Annotated in this window: 14 protein-coding genes; 3 read left to right on the top strand and 11 right to left on the bottom strand. The window is 54.6% G+C overall.

The genetic code is table 11. The annotated features are described in order from the left end of the window. Positions 1 to 29 precede the first annotated feature (29 nt). Positions 30 to 653 (bottom strand): transglutaminase-like cysteine peptidase, encoded by a 624-nt coding sequence (locus tag ACR0IU_RS21330; RefSeq protein ID WP_480522662.1) that lies wholly within the window; start codon positions 651 to 653, stop codon positions 30 to 32. Positions 654 to 1,010: 357 nt separating this feature from the next. After that, a complete protein-coding gene (locus ACR0IU_RS21325) occupies positions 1,011 to 1,421 on the bottom strand; it encodes a MerR family transcriptional regulator (protein ID WP_170474394.1) in 411 nt (136 codons plus the stop codon). Between the two features lie 145 nt (positions 1,422 to 1,566). Here ACR0IU_RS21325 and ACR0IU_RS21320 point away from each other — a divergent pair, with 145 nt between their 5' ends. Next, complete coding sequence (locus tag ACR0IU_RS21320) at positions 1,567 to 1,890, top strand: hypothetical protein (RefSeq protein ID WP_170474397.1); 324 nt, start codon at positions 1,567 to 1,569, stop codon at positions 1,888 to 1,890. 4 nt (positions 1,891 to 1,894) lie between these two features. Then, positions 1,895 to 2,113: a GDCCVxC domain-containing (seleno)protein gene (locus ACR0IU_RS21315; RefSeq protein ID WP_247748072.1), complete on the top strand. Its 219-nt coding sequence runs from the start codon at positions 1,895 to 1,897 to the stop codon at positions 2,111 to 2,113. A gap of 211 nt (positions 2,114 to 2,324) precedes the next feature. Here the strand turns inward: ACR0IU_RS21315 and ACR0IU_RS21310 are convergent, their stop codons facing one another. From ACR0IU_RS21310 to ACR0IU_RS21275, 8 genes are all read right to left on the bottom strand, one after another. Further along, on the bottom strand, positions 2,325 to 2,801 hold the full coding sequence (locus ACR0IU_RS21310) for a DUF411 domain-containing protein (RefSeq protein WP_170474399.1): 477 nt from the start codon (positions 2,799 to 2,801) through the stop codon (positions 2,325 to 2,327). 664 nt (positions 2,802 to 3,465) lie between these two features. Continuing rightward, entirely contained in the window at positions 3,466 to 5,751 is a 2,286-nt protein-coding gene (locus ACR0IU_RS21305) for a copper-transporting P-type ATPase (protein WP_480717650.1), read from the bottom strand. Positions 5,752 to 6,107: 356 nt separating this feature from the next. Further along, the gene (locus tag ACR0IU_RS21300) at positions 6,108 to 6,449 is read right to left on the bottom strand and encodes a copper-binding protein (protein WP_170474402.1); all 342 of its coding nucleotides are present in this window, start codon (positions 6,447 to 6,449) and stop codon (positions 6,108 to 6,110) included. A gap of 29 nt (positions 6,450 to 6,478) precedes the next feature. Beyond that, positions 6,479 to 9,658, bottom strand: a complete 3,180-nt coding sequence (locus ACR0IU_RS21295) for an efflux RND transporter permease subunit (protein ID WP_170474405.1) — start codon at positions 9,656 to 9,658, stop codon at positions 6,479 to 6,481. After that, on the bottom strand, positions 9,655 to 11,850 hold the full coding sequence (locus ACR0IU_RS21290; RefSeq protein ID WP_170474407.1) for an efflux RND transporter periplasmic adaptor subunit: 2,196 nt from the start codon (positions 11,848 to 11,850) through the stop codon (positions 9,655 to 9,657). Before ACR0IU_RS21290 ends, ACR0IU_RS21295 begins: the two co-directional genes overlap by 4 nt. Before the next feature lie 75 nt (positions 11,851 to 11,925). Beyond that, positions 11,926 to 12,459: a hypothetical protein gene (locus ACR0IU_RS21285; protein WP_170474410.1), complete on the bottom strand. Its 534-nt coding sequence runs from the start codon at positions 12,457 to 12,459 to the stop codon at positions 11,926 to 11,928. 9 nt (positions 12,460 to 12,468) lie between these two features. Next, positions 12,469 to 12,855 carry a Cu(I)-responsive transcriptional regulator gene (gene cueR, locus ACR0IU_RS21280; protein ID WP_170474413.1) on the bottom strand — a complete coding sequence of 129 codons (387 nt, stop codon included), beginning with the start codon at positions 12,853 to 12,855 and terminating at the stop codon, positions 12,469 to 12,471. 15 nt (positions 12,856 to 12,870) lie between these two features. Continuing rightward, positions 12,871 to 15,381 carry a heavy metal translocating P-type ATPase gene (locus tag ACR0IU_RS21275; protein ID WP_480717649.1) on the bottom strand — a complete coding sequence of 837 codons (2,511 nt, stop codon included), beginning with the start codon at positions 15,379 to 15,381 and terminating at the stop codon, positions 12,871 to 12,873. Between the two features lie 173 nt (positions 15,382 to 15,554). On the opposite strand from ACR0IU_RS21275, the gene ACR0IU_RS21270 reads away from it, so the two are divergent. After that, entirely contained in the window at positions 15,555 to 15,752 is a 198-nt protein-coding gene (locus tag ACR0IU_RS21270) for a heavy-metal-associated domain-containing protein (RefSeq protein WP_170417905.1), read from the top strand. Positions 15,753 to 15,789: 37 nt separating this feature from the next. Here the strand turns inward: ACR0IU_RS21270 and ACR0IU_RS21265 are convergent, their stop codons facing one another. After that, positions 15,790 to 16,518 (bottom strand): DsbA family protein, encoded by a 729-nt coding sequence (locus ACR0IU_RS21265; RefSeq protein ID WP_414478956.1) that lies wholly within the window; start codon positions 16,516 to 16,518, stop codon positions 15,790 to 15,792. Position 16,519: the final 1 nt, after the last annotated feature.

Raw genomic sequence — 16,519 nt, 5'->3', positions numbered from 1 at the left:
TCGAAAGCAACTAATGTCTACCCAACGGTTTAGCCGCTAAAAACCTGAACCCAACGGTCAGGGTGTAGTGGGTCCTGTATTCTTAGGAATAGATACCTGGTTTCCTTCCACGTTTTGATCCTGTTGGTAACATTGTCCAGAACCAAGTCGCCTTCACTCGAGCGATAGACAAGAACAGCATGGCCATTGCGATTGGTGTCCAAGACAGTCGCAATTAGTAGCTTCGTAGGATCCAAACCATTCTGCACAAGTTCAAACTTCTTTTGCAAAGCGAAGTCTTCGCAATCTCCTGACCCTTGTGTCGGCAGTGTCCAGTACTCTTTTGTCCCATATTGGCTTTGATCCGAAACGGCACGAATCCTTCGATTGACGCGCGTGTTGATCGTTTTAACGATCTGATTTTCTTGTGCCACGGACAGACCAGAACTACGAGCGCTCGCGCACGCCCACGTATAATCTTTGCATAGTGTTTTGGCACCCGATGGCGCTTCAATCTTTCTATCAAGACCGATCGAGGGAAGCTCAGAGGCTTGCGACGTAGCGGCAGACACAAAAAAGCTGCATGTAAAACAGACCATTGGAAGATAACCCAGCAGGTTTTTCGATAACACTCCCAGAAATAAAGTGGGATTTGTCATATCTGCCTTCTCCATGCTCGTTCCTCTAAGGTATCCAAACTTTCCGGACCAATGTACTTTATTCCAAGCCTTCATGTGCTTTGTTGCATTGCAACAGCTTCTTAGCCTCTAGGGGTAAAGCGGCAAAAATTTGCAGATTATTTGGTATTTCTTCCTTAGTTGACAGCATTAGAGCATCCGCGCCATCACCAGTCCGGCATAGCTAACAGAGCGAATTAGAGGGAAAGCTGATCGCAATTCTCTGAAACAACAAAATACAACAGAGATCGGCCATCATCGCTTAAGGTTACGAAATACTGGGACAATGAAGCCGCTCCTCCACAAACTGAGATAGGCAGTTTCGGTTTTTCCGGGCGCTGCAATTAATGGCGGCTAATGACATGTTTTGACGACAGGCTCGTTGAGCAACGCCGTTAGCAGGGGGCATGCAACTGCTCCTTCAGTACAGGTTTGCACAAGTTCTACCAATGCTTGCTCCATCCGTTGGAGAGCTGCGATTTTTGACCTAACGTTGTCGAGGTGTCTTGTTGCGACGCCTTCGACGTTGCGACAAGCTTGCTCAGGCGCTTTGGACAAATCGCGAAGTGCGCATGCATCCTGAATGGCAAAGCCAAGATCGCGGCAGCGTTTGATGAATCTGAGCTCGGATATTTCCCGTTCCGTGTAAGCACGTCGCCCCGAGGCGGTTCGACCGGCCTTCTCGACTATGCCTTCCCTTTCGTAGTAGCGGATCGTCTCGACCGACAGGCCGGACAATCTCGCCGCTTCGCCAATCGCAATCATGTGATGACCATTCCCTTGAACCTGTAGCCACTACAGGTTGCATGTTGTCGGTCGTGATGTCGAGTTTCACAAATCGCATGAAGCAAAAATCGAGGAAGCCGAACCGGCTTCCGCTCAAGATCGTCAAAGTCGGAGAAAGCTGAGTATGAGCAAGTTTGTAGGGGCGAGTTTTCTTGGATCGTTTACCGCATTTGGCGTTGCGACCTGCTGCATCTTGCCGATGGCCTTGATTTTACTTGGCTTGGGAGGGAGCTGGCTGGCCGTATTTGGCAAGATCGCCGCCGCGAGTTATTACGTGCTCGGCGGTTCGACGGCCCTGCTGTTTCTCTCTGGCATCGTCGCGTACCGCCATGGTTCACTCGACCGCCTCAAATGGTGGCTGACAGGCAGTTTTGCGTTGACGACTATCGCTTGGGTTATCGTACTCCACGAAACCCGAATAAATGATTTCCTGATAACCTTAATGTGACGCCATGAGTGAAGAACGCCCGAACCTTGTCAGCACGATCATCTGCCCGGAATGTGGACATTCAAGACCTGAAACGATGCCAACAGATGCGTGCCAGTGGTTCTACGAATGCACATCTTGCGGAAAAGTCCTGAAGCCACTTCCCGGCGATTGCTGCGTCTACTGTTCCTACGGATCGGCCCCATGCCCGCCAATTCAGGCGGGCGACAAATGCTGCGGTTGATACGGCGACCGTGATGTCGGTTTTGTCCGCAAAGCCGGTCATCAGGCTTTGCGGACGCTGGTATTTTTTCACCGTAGGCTGGAACTTGCCCGATAGGACAAGGCGGGCGTAAAGTCACGGATCAATTGGTTTGCCGTGAAGAATGTCACGTAAACCGGGCAGAAGAAGCGTGCGCCGTGTTTTTCAGGATCTCGCCAGCGCTACCGGTGCTTCATGCCGCCGGGTAGCTGGCGAACACCTCTGTGGTTCCATCCTTGCGGATCAGGAAGACGTCAAAAGCTTCGCGTTCGCTTTCCGGTCCCATGCCAGGTGAGCCGAAAGGCATTCCCGGAACCGACAGTCCGACAGCATCCGGGCGTTCGCCCAGCAGGCGCCGAATGTCAGCGGGTGGGACGTGTCCTTCGATCATGTAGCCTTCCACGCGGCCCGTGTGGCATGACATCATGCCCTCCGGAATCCCATTGGCGGTTTTGTAAGCGTTCAAGGCCTCCCAAGCACTGTTTTCCACGCCTACTTCAAAGCCTTCCGCCTGCATGATTTTGATCCACGATCCGCAGCACCCACAATTCGGATCCTTCAGGACATGGATTGAGGGGCTTGTTTTGGCGAACGCGGGAAGCGCCGCGCTGCTCGCAAGGGCCGCGGCTCCTTGCATCAAGCGGCGGCGGCTCAGGTTATTCATTGTCATGTTCCCTCTTGGGTAAGCTTGTCTTAAACCGATATATAATCGCACTGGTATGATTAATAGTGGACCGCAATAATAGGGCCACCGTGTCCGCCACCCTTCGATACTCATCAGATATGGCTTTTTGGGCTGCACAGGGATTTTTCACAATGATCTAGCTCAAACTCAGCTCGGAAACGGAATCCTTGATCTCATCCTTTTCATCACCTGCCACTCTGGGTCCGGCCTTGCGATAGCCAGACTCGCGAGCAACACCACCACACTCCGTTCAAGGCCCGAATTGCGCCTATTTCCCACAGCTGCGTTCGATGGCGCCTGTGGTCGAACAGTTTTGAATTTCAGCACACCATCATCCAATTTTGACCCGCGTGTCGGTGACAAATTCGTGTTGGGGCAGATCGAGGTTGCTAGGCGTGCGGCTTTTTTTAGAAAATCAGACACATTGTTCCTCCTGTGCGTCCGAACGGATCTATCCCCTGCAAGTGCCCAACTTCACCGCGCAAAGCCAAAGAAAGCGATCCAGCCGATCTTGAGTGCCGACATGATGATGGACCACAAACCCACCGAACGGTTCCCGACCGATTGACCGCATAGGTAAAACCGATCAGCGATATCGAACCTGATTTCTAGTTGCCTACGCCCTCGTGTGTCATATGCTTGTGCGCGCTCAAATCTTCGCCCCCCTCAGGCGCAGCGCATTCAACACCACTGAAATCGAAGAAGCACTCATAGCGAAGGCCGCGAACATTGGGCTGATCAGGATGCCGAAAAGCGGGAACAGAAGGCCTGCCGCCACTGGAACGCCTAAGGCGTTGTAGATCAGGGCAAAGAATAGATTCTGCCGGATATTGCGCATGGTCGCGCGAGCCAGCCTTCGGGCGCGCACGATGCCATCGAGGCTACCGTTGACCAGCGTGAAGCCTGCACTTTCGATTGCCACATCGGCGCCGGTCCCCATTGCGATGCCTACATCGGCCTGCGCTAATGCGGGTGCGTCGTTCACCCCGTCACCGGCCATGGCGACCTTTGCGCCTTTCTCCTGCAGTTCGCGAATTATGCGGGCCTTGTCCTCTGGTAGAACGTCGGCACGGATCTCGTCGATACCCAGACGTTCGGCCACCGCCTTTGCCGTACGTTCGTTGTCGCCGGTCGCCATGATGATCCTGAAGCCGAGCTCGTGCAGCGCCTTGAGTGCGGATGGTGTGGTTTCTTTGACCGGGTCGGCGACGCTGACCAACCCCGCCACTGAGCCATCAAGCATCACGAACATTACCGTTGCGCCGTCATCCCGACGCGCATTGGCCTTGGCCGTCAGTTCGGCCGCCTCGAGTCCGAGATCGGTGACCAGTTTCAGGTTGCCGAGCGCGACGGGGCGGCCATCCACCGTGCCTTTCACGCCTTTACCAGTCACCGCCTCGAAGTCACTGGCGTCGGACAGGGCCACGCCACGTTCCTCGGCTCCTGTGACAATTGCCTCAGCTAACGGGTGCTCCGAGCCCTTCTCCAGCGTTGCGGCCAGCCGCAGCACCTCGACTTCGTCATGGCCAGGTTCGGGTAATACAGCCACAAGCTTCGGCTTGCCCATGGTCAGGGTGCCGGTTTTGTCGACGATCAAAGTATCGATCTTCTCGAACCGCTCCAGCGCTTCGGCATTTTTGATCAACACTCCGGCCTGCGCCCCGCGCCCCGTGGCCGTCATGATCGACATCGGAGTGGCCAGGCCAAGCGCGCACGGGCAAGCTATGATCAGTACCGACACCGCTGCGATCAAGGCGTAGGAGAGCGCCGGAGCCGGTCCCCAAATTGCCCATGCAATAAAGGCCAACGCAGCCATACCTATGACCGCCGGTACAAACCAGCCCGCCACTTTGTCAGCGTATTTCTGAATTGGTGCGCGCGAGCGTTGCGCGTTGGCCACCATTTCGACAATCTGGGACAGCATTGTGTCAGAGCCCACTCGGGTTGCTTCGATCACAAGGCTACCGGTGCCGTTGATTGTCGCCCCTGTGACCGGCTCTCCCTGTACCTTCTCAACCGGAACCGGCTCGCCAGAGATCATGCTTTCATCAACAGATGAGCGTCCTTCGAGCACTACTCCGTCTACTGGCACCTTGTCGCCGGGGCGTACACGAAGGCGGTCGCCTACCTGTACTTCTTCAAGCGGGATTTCCTCCTCACTACTGTCAGGGCGGATAATACGGGCGGTCTTTGCGGCCATGTCCAGCAAAGCGCGGATCGCCTTCCCGGTGCCTTCGCGGGCCCGCAACTCCATCACCTGACCGAGAAGAACAAGTGTAATTATGACTGCGGCCGCTTCGAAATAGACCCCAACATGGCCTTGTGAATCTCGAAAACCGTCCGGGAATATGTGGGGCATCAATACGGCGACAACGCTGAAAAGCCACGCGGCCGAAACCCCCATGGCAATCAACGAGAACATGTTCAGATGCATGGTGCGAAACGAATTCCAACCCCGTTCCAGAAATGGCCAACCGCACCAAAGAACGACCGGAGTGCCAAGTATAAGTTCAATCCATAGCGTTGTACGCTCACCAAAAACCGCTCGCACGCCAGACAGCCCAACGTAGGGGCCCATCGTGAAAACCAAAAGCGGCAGCGTCAGAACCGCACCTACCCATAGGCGCCGGGTGAAATCCACCAGTTCCGGGTTCGGCCCCTCGTCCACCATCGCCGCGCTTTCCAGCTCCAACCCCATGCCGCAGAGTGGGCAGGACCCGGGATGGGTTTGCCGCACCTGCGGATGCATCGGGCAGGTATATACGGGTCCTTCATAGCCTGTCGGAACGATGTCATATTCACCGTTGTCGTCCGTCGCGCCATGATGCGCGGAATGGTGGTGATGCGCATGCGCATCCACCTCGCCTTCGGGCACAAGGTGCATCCCGCATTTGGGACAGTCGCCGGGCCCAGATTGACGCACCTCAGAATGCATGGGGCAGACGTAAGCGACCTCGGTCGGGCCGTTCGCGTGGATTCCGATCTCATGGTCTTTTGTCATGTCTTGATCCCTCATTTGAGCCTAAATGCCGAACTGATGGTCTAAATCATCCTCTTAGAACGGTCGGAAAGCGCTGAATCCAAGGAGTTTTCAATCACCCATCAGGAAGCAAAAAACATGTTAATCAAACTATGCACCGACTCATTTGAGCGGACCTACAGATCGTAGGAAAACGATCCTATTTTTGGCAGGCTCCCACTATACTTGTTCTTAGTTCGAAGCGTCATGGGTGTATGAGTGCACCGTCCGTGCACTCAATTTTCCCGGAGTTTGCTGCCGTAGAAGTTGTCTTAATTCTTCATAATCGCGCCGATCGCATACATACCATTATCACTTTTGACCAACATCAGTGTGACTTCGTCACCGGCGCTAATCTCACCCATCATCTGGGCATTCTCAAGAAGCTGCAAATCCATCGTCATCGCCGGCCACCCGATCTCGGGGATCGGATCATGGCTGACGTTAGCGGTTTCGTCGCCAATTGAGTTCACCAAAGCTTTTGCGTGAACCGCCCCTTCCATCTGTTCGGAAGACATGGGCATGTTGGAATGGTCCATGCCCTGGTTCGTTTGCGCGATGCTGGTTGTCGTAGACACGGCCAATAAGGCCACAATAGCAGTCAAAGTTCTCATCAGATGCTCCTGTTTCAAGGTTGTGGGTATTATTCTGCCGGAAGCGCAGGGGGCACTTCCTGAATCGTGTGGGAGATCTCTCGGTTCACGCGACTGAGCGCGAGCCGTTTCCAAATCACGAATATTGCGGGAATGACAAAAAGCGTAAGAAGGGTCGCTGTCACCATGCCCCCAATCATCGGCGCAGCGATCCGCTGCATGATTTCAGAGCCTGTACCGGTGCCGTACATGATGGGTATCAGTGCTGCAAAGATCGTGGCTACGGTCATTACCTTTGGCCGAACCCGAAGAACGGCTCCTTCGAACACCGCGTCTTCGATATCGTCACGTGTCAGCTTTCGCTGTTCCGATTGCGCCAGCCCTCGACGTTTCTCCCAAGCAAGATTGAGGTACAACAACATGACAATCGCTGTTTCCACGGCAACTCCCGCCAGCGCGATGAAGCCTACGAGCACAGCAATTGAGATATCGAAGTTTAGATACCAAAGGAACCAAACCCCACCGGCCAATGCGACCGGGAGCGCCGCAAGAATTATCCCGACCTCAATCACCCGATTGAACGCCAGGAAAAGCATGAGCGTGATAATTAACAGGGTTGCAGGGGCAACGATCGTCAGCCTGTCCTGCATTCTCTCTATGTACTCATACTGCCCCGACCAAGTTAGCGAATAACCTGGAGGCAGGTCGACCTTTTCTGCAACCACCTCTTGTGCTTCGGCCACATAGCCGCCCAGGTCGCGCCCCGCGATGTCGATGAACACGAACCCGGTTCGTCGAGCGTTCTCCGATCGTATCATTCCCGGCCCGTCAACTATTCGAATATCGGCGAGAGCGGACAGTGGCACATGAGCACCCGACGGTGTGACGACAGGAAGATTTTCGAGCCGTTCCGGGCTGTCTCGCCATGCTTGAGGATACCGTAGGTTTATCGGAAACCTCTCCAGCCCCTCCACAGATTCCGACACTTGCATACCGCCAATTGCGGTCTGAACTACGTCCTGAACTTCTCGAACACTCATCATGTATCGGGAGGCGGCATCTCGCTTGACGTCGATTTCGATGAAACGCCCGCCAACAGGTCGCTCTGCGTAGGCGGAAGCCGTTCCATCAATATCAGCGACCGCACGTTCTACTTCGATCCCGATATCTGTAATGACCTCCAAGTCGGTGCCGGATATTTTGACACCGACAGGTGTACGGATACCCGTTGCAAGCATGTCGATGCGGTTCTTAATAGGTTGGATCCAAACATTTGTGACGCCCGGAACCTGAACGATACGATCAAGCTCATTTCGGATTTTCTCCATTGTCATGCCCGGTCGCCATTCTTTTTCCGGCTTGAGTTGGATAGTTGTCTCCACCATTGTCAGTGGTGCCGGATCGGTTGCAGTCTCCGCACGCCCAACTTTACCGTGAACAGTTTCGACTTCAGGCACGGTCGCGATCAGGCGGTTGGTCTGCTGCAGCACCTCACGGGCTTTTCCCGTCGAGATCCCGGGGTAGAAGCTCGGCATGTAGAGAAAATCGCCTTCGTTTAACTCGGGCATGAATTCAGAGCCAATTCTCTGGTACGGGTACCACATGGACGTCACCAAAACGCCAGCCAAAAGTGTTGTTGCCCATGGCCAGGCAATTGCCGCGTCCAGAAATGGGCGGTACACGAACACGACCAAACGATTTAGCGGATTTTTTCGCTCAGGTAGAATACGCCCCCTTACAAAGTAACCCATTAAAACCGGGACCAGCGTTATCGAAAGGATGGCGGCTGCAGCCATGGCGTAGGTCTTGGTATAAGCGAGTGGCGAGAAGAGCCTACCTTCCTGATTTTCCAAAACGAAGACAGGCAGAAAACTAACCGTGATGATCGCCAGAGAATAAAACAGGGCTGGTCCCACCTCAGAAGCGCACTCTTGCACAATCCGCCATCTGTTCTCTGCTGTGAGCTTTTCCTTTTCCAACCGCCTGTGCATCGCCTCGATCATCACAATCGATGCGTCGACCATCGCACCAATAGCGATGGCTATGCCGCCGAGCGACATGATGTTTGCGTTTACTCCTTGCGCCTTCATCAGAATAAATGCGGCAAAGATGCCCAGCGGGAGCGACAGAAGAATCACGAGGGATGACCGCAGATGAAGTAGAAAAGCCGCGCACACAAGAACAACGACGATGAATTCCTGCGTCAGTTTCTTCTGGAGGTTATCGATAGCGCGCTCGATCACACCAGATCGGTCGTAGGTCGTTATGATTTCGACCCCTTCCGGCAGGTTTGAGCGCAACTCTTCTATGCGCGCTTCCACCGCTTTGATCGTCGCCAACGCGTTCCCACCCCATCGCAGGATGACCACTCCGCCAACCGCGTCTCCTTGCCCGTCGAGCTCTCCGACACCACGGCGCATTTCAGGCCCCAGGCGGATTTCAGCGACGTCTCCAAGCGTCAGAGCGGCGCCGCGCTCGTTGACCATCAATGGCGCGCTTGCAAGGTCTGACAATTCATCGATGTAGCCCGATGACCTGACCATGAATTCGGCTTCACCCATCTCAATGACGCTGCCGCCCGTCTCGCGGTTGGCCGCCTGAATAGCCGTCCTCAGTTGCGCAAGTGTTATGTCATAGGCACGTAGTTTGTTTGGGTCGACGACGACCTGGTACTGTTTGACCATTCCGCCGATGGTGGCGACTTCTGAGACGCCTTCCACGGCTTGTAATTCGTATTTCAGAAACCAATCCTGCAGAGTCCTGAGCTGAGCCAGATCATGATTTCCGGTTCTGTCAACCAGCGCATACTGATAAATCCACCCGACCCCAGTCGCATCTGGGCCAAGTTGTGGTGACACGCCTTCAGGCAAGCTGCCGGTAATCTGGCCCAAATATTCGAGCACACGCGACCGAGCCCAGTAGAGGTCCGTCCCGTCCTCAAAGACGACATATACAAAGCTGTCTCCAAAGAACGAGAACCCGCGAACGTCTTTTGCACCGGGTACGGCCAATAGGGCTGTCGCAAGTGGATATGTGATTTGGTTTTCGACAACTTGAGGCGCTTGCCCGGGATATGGCGTGCGAACAATTACCTGGACATCCGACAGATCCGGGATTGCATCAACCGGCGTCTCACGAATGGCCCAAATACCCGCAACTCCTATCATGAATGCGAGGGCCAAGATAACGAACCTGTTGGCGAGAGAAGAACGAATGATGGCCGTGATCACTGCGTAACACTCCCATCAAGCGCGACCTCTAACAGCGTCATCGAAAAGTCGGGATTGCGGCGAAGGATCAAAGAAACATCAATCCCGACAGGCAAGTTAGAAACCTCAATCCCCTCCGCAACTGGGAAGTCCATGGTCATGCCCGGCATGCCGATCTCGACCATTGGACCGTGTGTTACGTTCGCGGTACGCGCGTTCGGGTCGATACTGTTAATCCGGCCAGAAACCTGAAGCGGCGGTGCAATAGGCGTTGCCGCAGCCAACACCATTGTCATGCCATCTGCACGCGCGAAAGTCAGAGTCATTTCAGAACCGACTTCGAGCATGTTTGGGTCCAATGTTGGCTCTATTGGGAAATCCATGGTCATGCCCGGCATCCCAATCTCAGTCATCGGCCCGTGAGTGATGGTTGCAGTTCCTGCCTCAGCATTAACGAGGTTGATCGTGCCGGTGACTACAATCGGTGGAGCAGAAGGCGTGATGGTTTCTTCGGGTTCAACTGAATCCGTCGGCGGCGAGCCCTCTTCGCGAACTGCCACAATCGAGAACATCCCCCCTTCTCCCTCAGCCAGATCAAACTCAATTGGCATGTCGATTGGCACGGTAGTGAGATCTACTCCCACAACAGGCAAATCCATTGTCATGGCCGGCCAACCGAGCTCGGGGATCGGTCCGTGCTCAAGCGTCAACTTGCCGTCTGAAGTGACGGCGCGCGCAATTCCGGCACCAGTGCCGGCAATACCATCGTCTGGTGCAAGCTCCATCAGGCTCAGAAGCCCATCCGCACCACGCGCGATCACGAAAGCAACCGCGTCGCCAGCATTCAAACGGTCGAGCGAAACACCAGACCTCACCGGAAACTCCGAAGTCATTGCGGGCCAATCAAGGCTTTCGAGAACGTCGTGACGAACAGTTGCCATACGATTTTGGGCATCGAGTGAAACCAGGGTACCTGCCCCGCGTGCTGGTTCGGTGTCCGTTGGTGCCATACGCGTGAAGCCGGCGCTCAAAGCACTTTCACTGTCGATTAGAAACTGTGCGGATGCGACAACTTCCTCGCCGGGTTCAAGCCCTTGTAGAACTTCTGTTCGTCCCCCCTCGCCGAAACTGTCTCGAAGACCTGTAGTCACCAGTCTCGGGCGAAAGGTACCATCGCCTGTTTTCAAGATGACGCGTTCCGCCGAACCAGTACGAATTAGCGCCTCTGATGGAACAGTGAGAACATTCCGGCTTTCATCCGGTATAAGGCTAACACTGCCAAACATGCCCGGCCGCAGCACGCCGTCGGTGTTATCGAAACTCAGTCTGACGGGAAGAGTTCGGGTTTGCGGATCAAGCTCAGGGTAAACATAGTCGATTTCGCCTTCGAAGGTGCGACCGGGTAGGTGCTCGAACCTTGCTATTGCGCGCATGTCTTCCGACAAACGTGCAATATCTCGTTCGAAAACATCGACGATCAGCCATACTTCGGAAAGATCGGTGACCGAAAACGCAAGCGTGCCTGGCTGCAGGTACATTCCATCAGCGGCGTTCAGCGCTATGACAACACCGTTTTGAGGCGCCTCGATTTCCACATTTCGAACCAACTCACCGCCCGCCTCGATCTCTGCGACCTGACGTGCGGACATACCGTGGCTGATCAACTTGTTGCGCGCCGCGTCCAAAATACGCGGGTCACCAGCTTCGACTGCGCGTACAAGATCGCCGGTTGCAGCGGCGATCAGCGGTGAAAAGAGTTCGAATAGAACTTGCCCCTTCTCAACGCGATCACCGACCGCGCGAACTTTCAGTTGCTCAATCCAACCTTCAACGCGTGTATGAACGTGATTGGTCAGGTGTTCGTCAAAGCCGACGAAACCTACTGTCTCGATACGAGGCTCGATATCCGTCATGCGTGCAACCGCAGTTCGCACACCAATTGCGTTGATTTCGGCAGCGCTCAGGGTGACTTCTTCAGGGTCGCCGGTAGGTTCCTGCCCAGAATAAACAGGGATCAAGTCCATACCCATCGGCGATTTTCCAGGTCCAGGCTGCCGAAAATTCGGATCCATCGGTGCTACCCAATAGAGGACCTCTGGTTCGTTCGACTGGCCTTGATCAATTGGATTCAGGTACAGTCTTTCAAGAGTGACACCTCCACCCAGGCCAAACGCCAAGGCAAGAACTGATAGTGCCGCATATCTTCCACGCATAATAATCTCCCGACGGTCGCAGTGCATGCTCGAACCGAAACAACATGAAGACCCGCGCTGACGGGCCTGTGGATGTTAGGAGATTTGTGGAGGTCGGTCGGGCGTCAGAGGCGCTTGAGAGTTATGGATGTCAGTATCCATGTTACGGTTTTTCTGGCTAAAGGCTTCAGCCAAAACCGCAAGTCCTAAGCGAGTCGGATATTCACCAACACAACAGATACCGGAATGGCATTCCCCGCCGTGGTTCACGTGGTCATCCGCGTGATATTGGTCAGTTGTAGAATGTAAACGGCTATGGTCGTGTTTGAGTTCTGATGCTTTTGATGCGATCGAAACGTCGTATTGGTTGTGTGTGTCTGAAGTCTTGAAATTATTGTTTGCATAGGCAACCGTGCCGACGATTGTCATCGCCAGGCAGACGCACATCAAAAGCGTTTTCCTCAAAACAGTGATCAACTCACTCACCATGCCTTGGACGTAGTGCGATCGTGGCAAACGTACAAGCCCGAAGCCAACAAAACTACATTTGTTAATTCCGCAATCATTCGAAAACGGCGGATTGCCGCGGCTGAAGAAAATGATTGCCCAACTTGGAGGCAGATCAAACAACGAGGGCAACTATGCTTGGCCCAGGTTTTTTAGAATTGGACAGTCGGGACGGTGGTCTCCGGCACATTCATCGATCAAATGAGACAACGTTTCATGCATGGCTTTCAGATCGGCAATCTTATCGTCGATCTCTTTTAAGTTCTGTTTGGCTATTTCTTTAACGTCTGCGCTTGCGCGTTCTTTGTCCTCGTATAACGCCAGTAGTGAACGGCAATCCTCGATAGTGAAGCCCAAGGAACGGGCCCGCCCGATGAAGGCTAGTTTATGCAGTTCTTTTTCGTCGAAATGGCGATACCCATTTAGGCCGCGCCTGGGTTTGATGAATCCGATATCTTCGTAATAGCGGATGGTTTTGGCAGGCAGACCCGAACGTTCTGCTACATCTCCGATATTCACAGCGGTTCTCCTATTCTATTGAGCAGGCGCTGAACGCAGCACTTGACCGGTGTTCTGTGAGATTTGTTCTCGCCCAACTTTGATCGGCTTTACCCAGCGCAACCGCAGCGCGTTGGTCAGGACAAATACACTGGACAGCGCCATGGCACCTGCAGCCAAAACCGGCGACAGCAACGGGCCGCCAAACGGATAGAGCACCCCCGCTGCAACCGGTATGAGCAGCGTGTTGTAGCTGAAAGCCCAGAACAGGTTTTGGCGGATGTTACGCATGGTGCGCTGACTAATATCGAAGGCGTTGACCACGCCTGTCAGGTCGCCTGACATCAGAACGACGTCAGCCGCCTCGATGGCGATGTCAGTGCCTGTCCCGATCGCAATTCCTACGTCAGCCGCCGCCAGAGCGGGGGCATCATTGATGCCATCACCCACAAAGGCCAGTTTTCCGCCATTTGAGCGCAGATCTTGCAACGCGGATACTTTACCCTCTGGCAGAACCTCGGCCACGACATGATCGATGCCAAGCTGCGCCGCGATGGATTTGGCTGTAGCGGTATTGTCGCCGGTAATCATCGCTACTTTCAGCCCCAGTCCGTGCAAAGCTTCAATTGCGTCTGGCGTGGTGGTCTTGATTGGGTCCGCCACGGCGATGACGGCTGCGATAACTCCGTCTACGGAGGCATAAAGTGGAGTCTTTCCGTTGATTGCGAGTTCAGCGCCCCGATCAGACAACGCGCCCATTTCAACCCCTTCGCGACTCATCAGGCGGTCGGCCCCGATCAGGATTGTATGGCCTTCGACTGAGGCGCTTACCCCGTAACCGGTGATCGACGTGAAGTCTTCTGGCTTCGAAAGCTCCAGACCACGGGTTTCAGCCGCGCGCACGATGGCCGTGGCGATCGGATGTTCGGATGTGACCTCAACGGCAGCAACAAGGCGCAGAACCTCATCCTCGGCCAATCCTTCGGCCACAATCAGGTCGGTCAGCTCCGGACGCCCTTCGGTCAAGGTCCCCGTCTTGTCCACCGCAACAACGGTGGTTTCCTGCAGCATTTGCAAGGCGTCGCCCTTTCGAAACAGGACACCCATCTCGGCCGCGCGGCCGGTGCCGACCATGATTGAGGTGGGTGTGGCCAACCCCATGGCGCAGGGGCAAGCAATGATCAGTACCGCAACCCCGGCTACCAACGCCAAGCTGAGCGCAGGATCGGGTCCGAACAACATCCAAACCAGCACAGTCATTACGGCCACAGCGATCACTACCGGCACGAACCACAGCGTGATGCGGTCAACCAAGCCTTGAATCGGAAGCTTGGCACCCTGTGCTTGTTCGACCATTTGAATGATCTGGGCCAACATAGTGTCTGCGCCGATCTTTTCAGCCCGGTACGTCAATGCGCCCGCGCCATTAACTGTTCCGCCGACCACAGTTGCGCCCTCGGTCTTTTCGGCAGGAACCGGCTCGCCGGTGATCATGCTTTCATCGACATATGACGCGCCGGTCACTACGGCACCATCCACCGCGATTTTTTCGCCCGGTCGAACGTGCACAATATCCCCTACAACGATCTGCTCGATCGGTAGCTCGACAACCGATCCGTCGCGCTCAACGCGCGCTGTTTTTGCCTGCAGACCGACCAGTTTTCGGATCGCTTCACCAGTTCGCCCCTTGGCGCGCGCCTCGAGGAACCTCCCCAGCAATATGAGAACCACGATCACCGCTGCGGCCTCGTAGTAGACGTTTGCGGTTCCGGCGGGAAGAACACCCGGCGCAAAGGTGGAAACAAGCGAGAACCCATAAGCCGCCGAAGTGCCCAGAGCCACCAGAGAATTCATGTCCGGCGCGCCTTTGAACAAGGAAGGGAATCCCTTAGTATAGAACTGCAAACCTGGCCCAAAAAGAACGATCGTGGTTAGAAGGAATTGCAGGTAATAGCTGTTCTGGATGCCGATCGTGCTCGCTATCAGGTGGTGCATGCCCGGAATAACATGCGAGCCCATTTCAAGGATAAAGACCGGCAAAGCGAGCAAGGCGGCAAAGCTTGTTCGCCGGGCCAATTGGCGAATCTCTTTGGCTTTGCGGTCTTGTGGTTCGGTCTGCGTCGCGGATCGCAGGCTCGCCGGATAGCCAGCAGATGCCGCAAGCGCCGCGATGGCTTCGGGTGTTGTGACTCCCTCAGCATAACGTACAGTTGCACTTTCGGTGGCCAGATTGACCGACGCGGACAAGACGCCATCATCTGCTTGCAATGCCCGTTCAACGCGCCCCACGCACGATGCGCAGGACATGTTCTGAATATCCAGCGTTACCTCTTCCGTCCGTGCCAGATATCCGGCGCTGTTTAACGCATCAGCAATGGCCGCTTTATCGGCTGGATCGCGGAAATCGACCTGAACGCTTTCGCTGGCGAGATTAACCGAAGCGGCATCTACCCCTGGCACATCTTTCAACGCGCGCTCAACCCGCCCTACGCAGGACGCACAGCTCATACCCTGAACTTGAAACCTTGCATGTGAAATTTCAGTCATATTGTCACCACCAATGTTCTGCTGACGGGAAACATAAGGGTTCCAGCAAGTGGAAGGTCAAGGGATGGGGCTGACTTTCTTTGCCACTAATTTTGACGATCCAATAATCACGACTTGACCTTCCTGTGCTGGAATACTTTAGCCGGGACGACGGAACACAGGAGCAAACATCCATGACGACCCTAAATATCCCGGATATGAGCTGCGGGCACTGCAAGTCAGCTATCGAAAAAGCCGTTGCCACGGTGGATTCCTCCGCACAGTTGGACTTTGACATGGAAAACCGCAGGGTACGTGTCTTAAGCACCAATTCACTTGATCATATCCTTGCAGCGCTGAAGTCCGAGGGATACGAAGCCACGATCGCATGATAAACTTAGGAGCGCACATGCTGTCGCCCCCTTGGTTCTATCTTGCGTCTCTGACTGCCACGATTAACCGGGTCATTTCATCTTCGGTGATCAGACCCGGGGCAAGCGCATCTCCAATCACAAACGAAGGAGTGCCACTGAAGCCAAGCTGTCGGGCCAATTCCATGGAAATCTGAATATGCGCGTCGACTTCCGGCGCTTCCATATCTGCGCGCAATTGATCCTCGTCCAGGCCAAGTTCCCGAACAACTTTCAGTACACTGGCCTCAGTGGCACGACCGTTCAGAGCCATAAGCGCCCAATGAAATTCTTCGTATTTTCCCTGGTTTCGTGAGGCCAGCGCAGCGCGTGCCGCGAAGTCGGAACCTTCTCCAAGTATGGGCCATTCTCGATAAACAATTCGCACATCGGAATCGCCCGCGATTACGTTCTTCACGACCGGGGCAGCGCGTTTGCAATATGGGCAGTTATAGTCGAAAAACTCGACCACGGTTACATCGCCTTCCGGGTTTCCGATTACAGGCGCATTCGGATCCTGTTCCAGCAATTCACGCTGATTTTCCAAGACGCTTCCAATTGCTTCGGCTTTTGCCTGATCCTCGCGCTGTTGAAGCAATTGAATCGCCTGCATGATGATCTCAGGGTTTTCCAAAATGGCTTCGAGAGCCAGCCGTTTTACATCGGAGTCAGACAGCTCGTCGGCGCGTGCCATAGGAATGCCAATCGACATGGCGATAGCGACTAAGCCTGCAAGTATTCGTTTCACA

This window comes from Ruegeria sp. CL5 (assembly GCF_056536485.1).
This window is presented reverse-complemented; position numbering and strand designations above follow the sequence as displayed.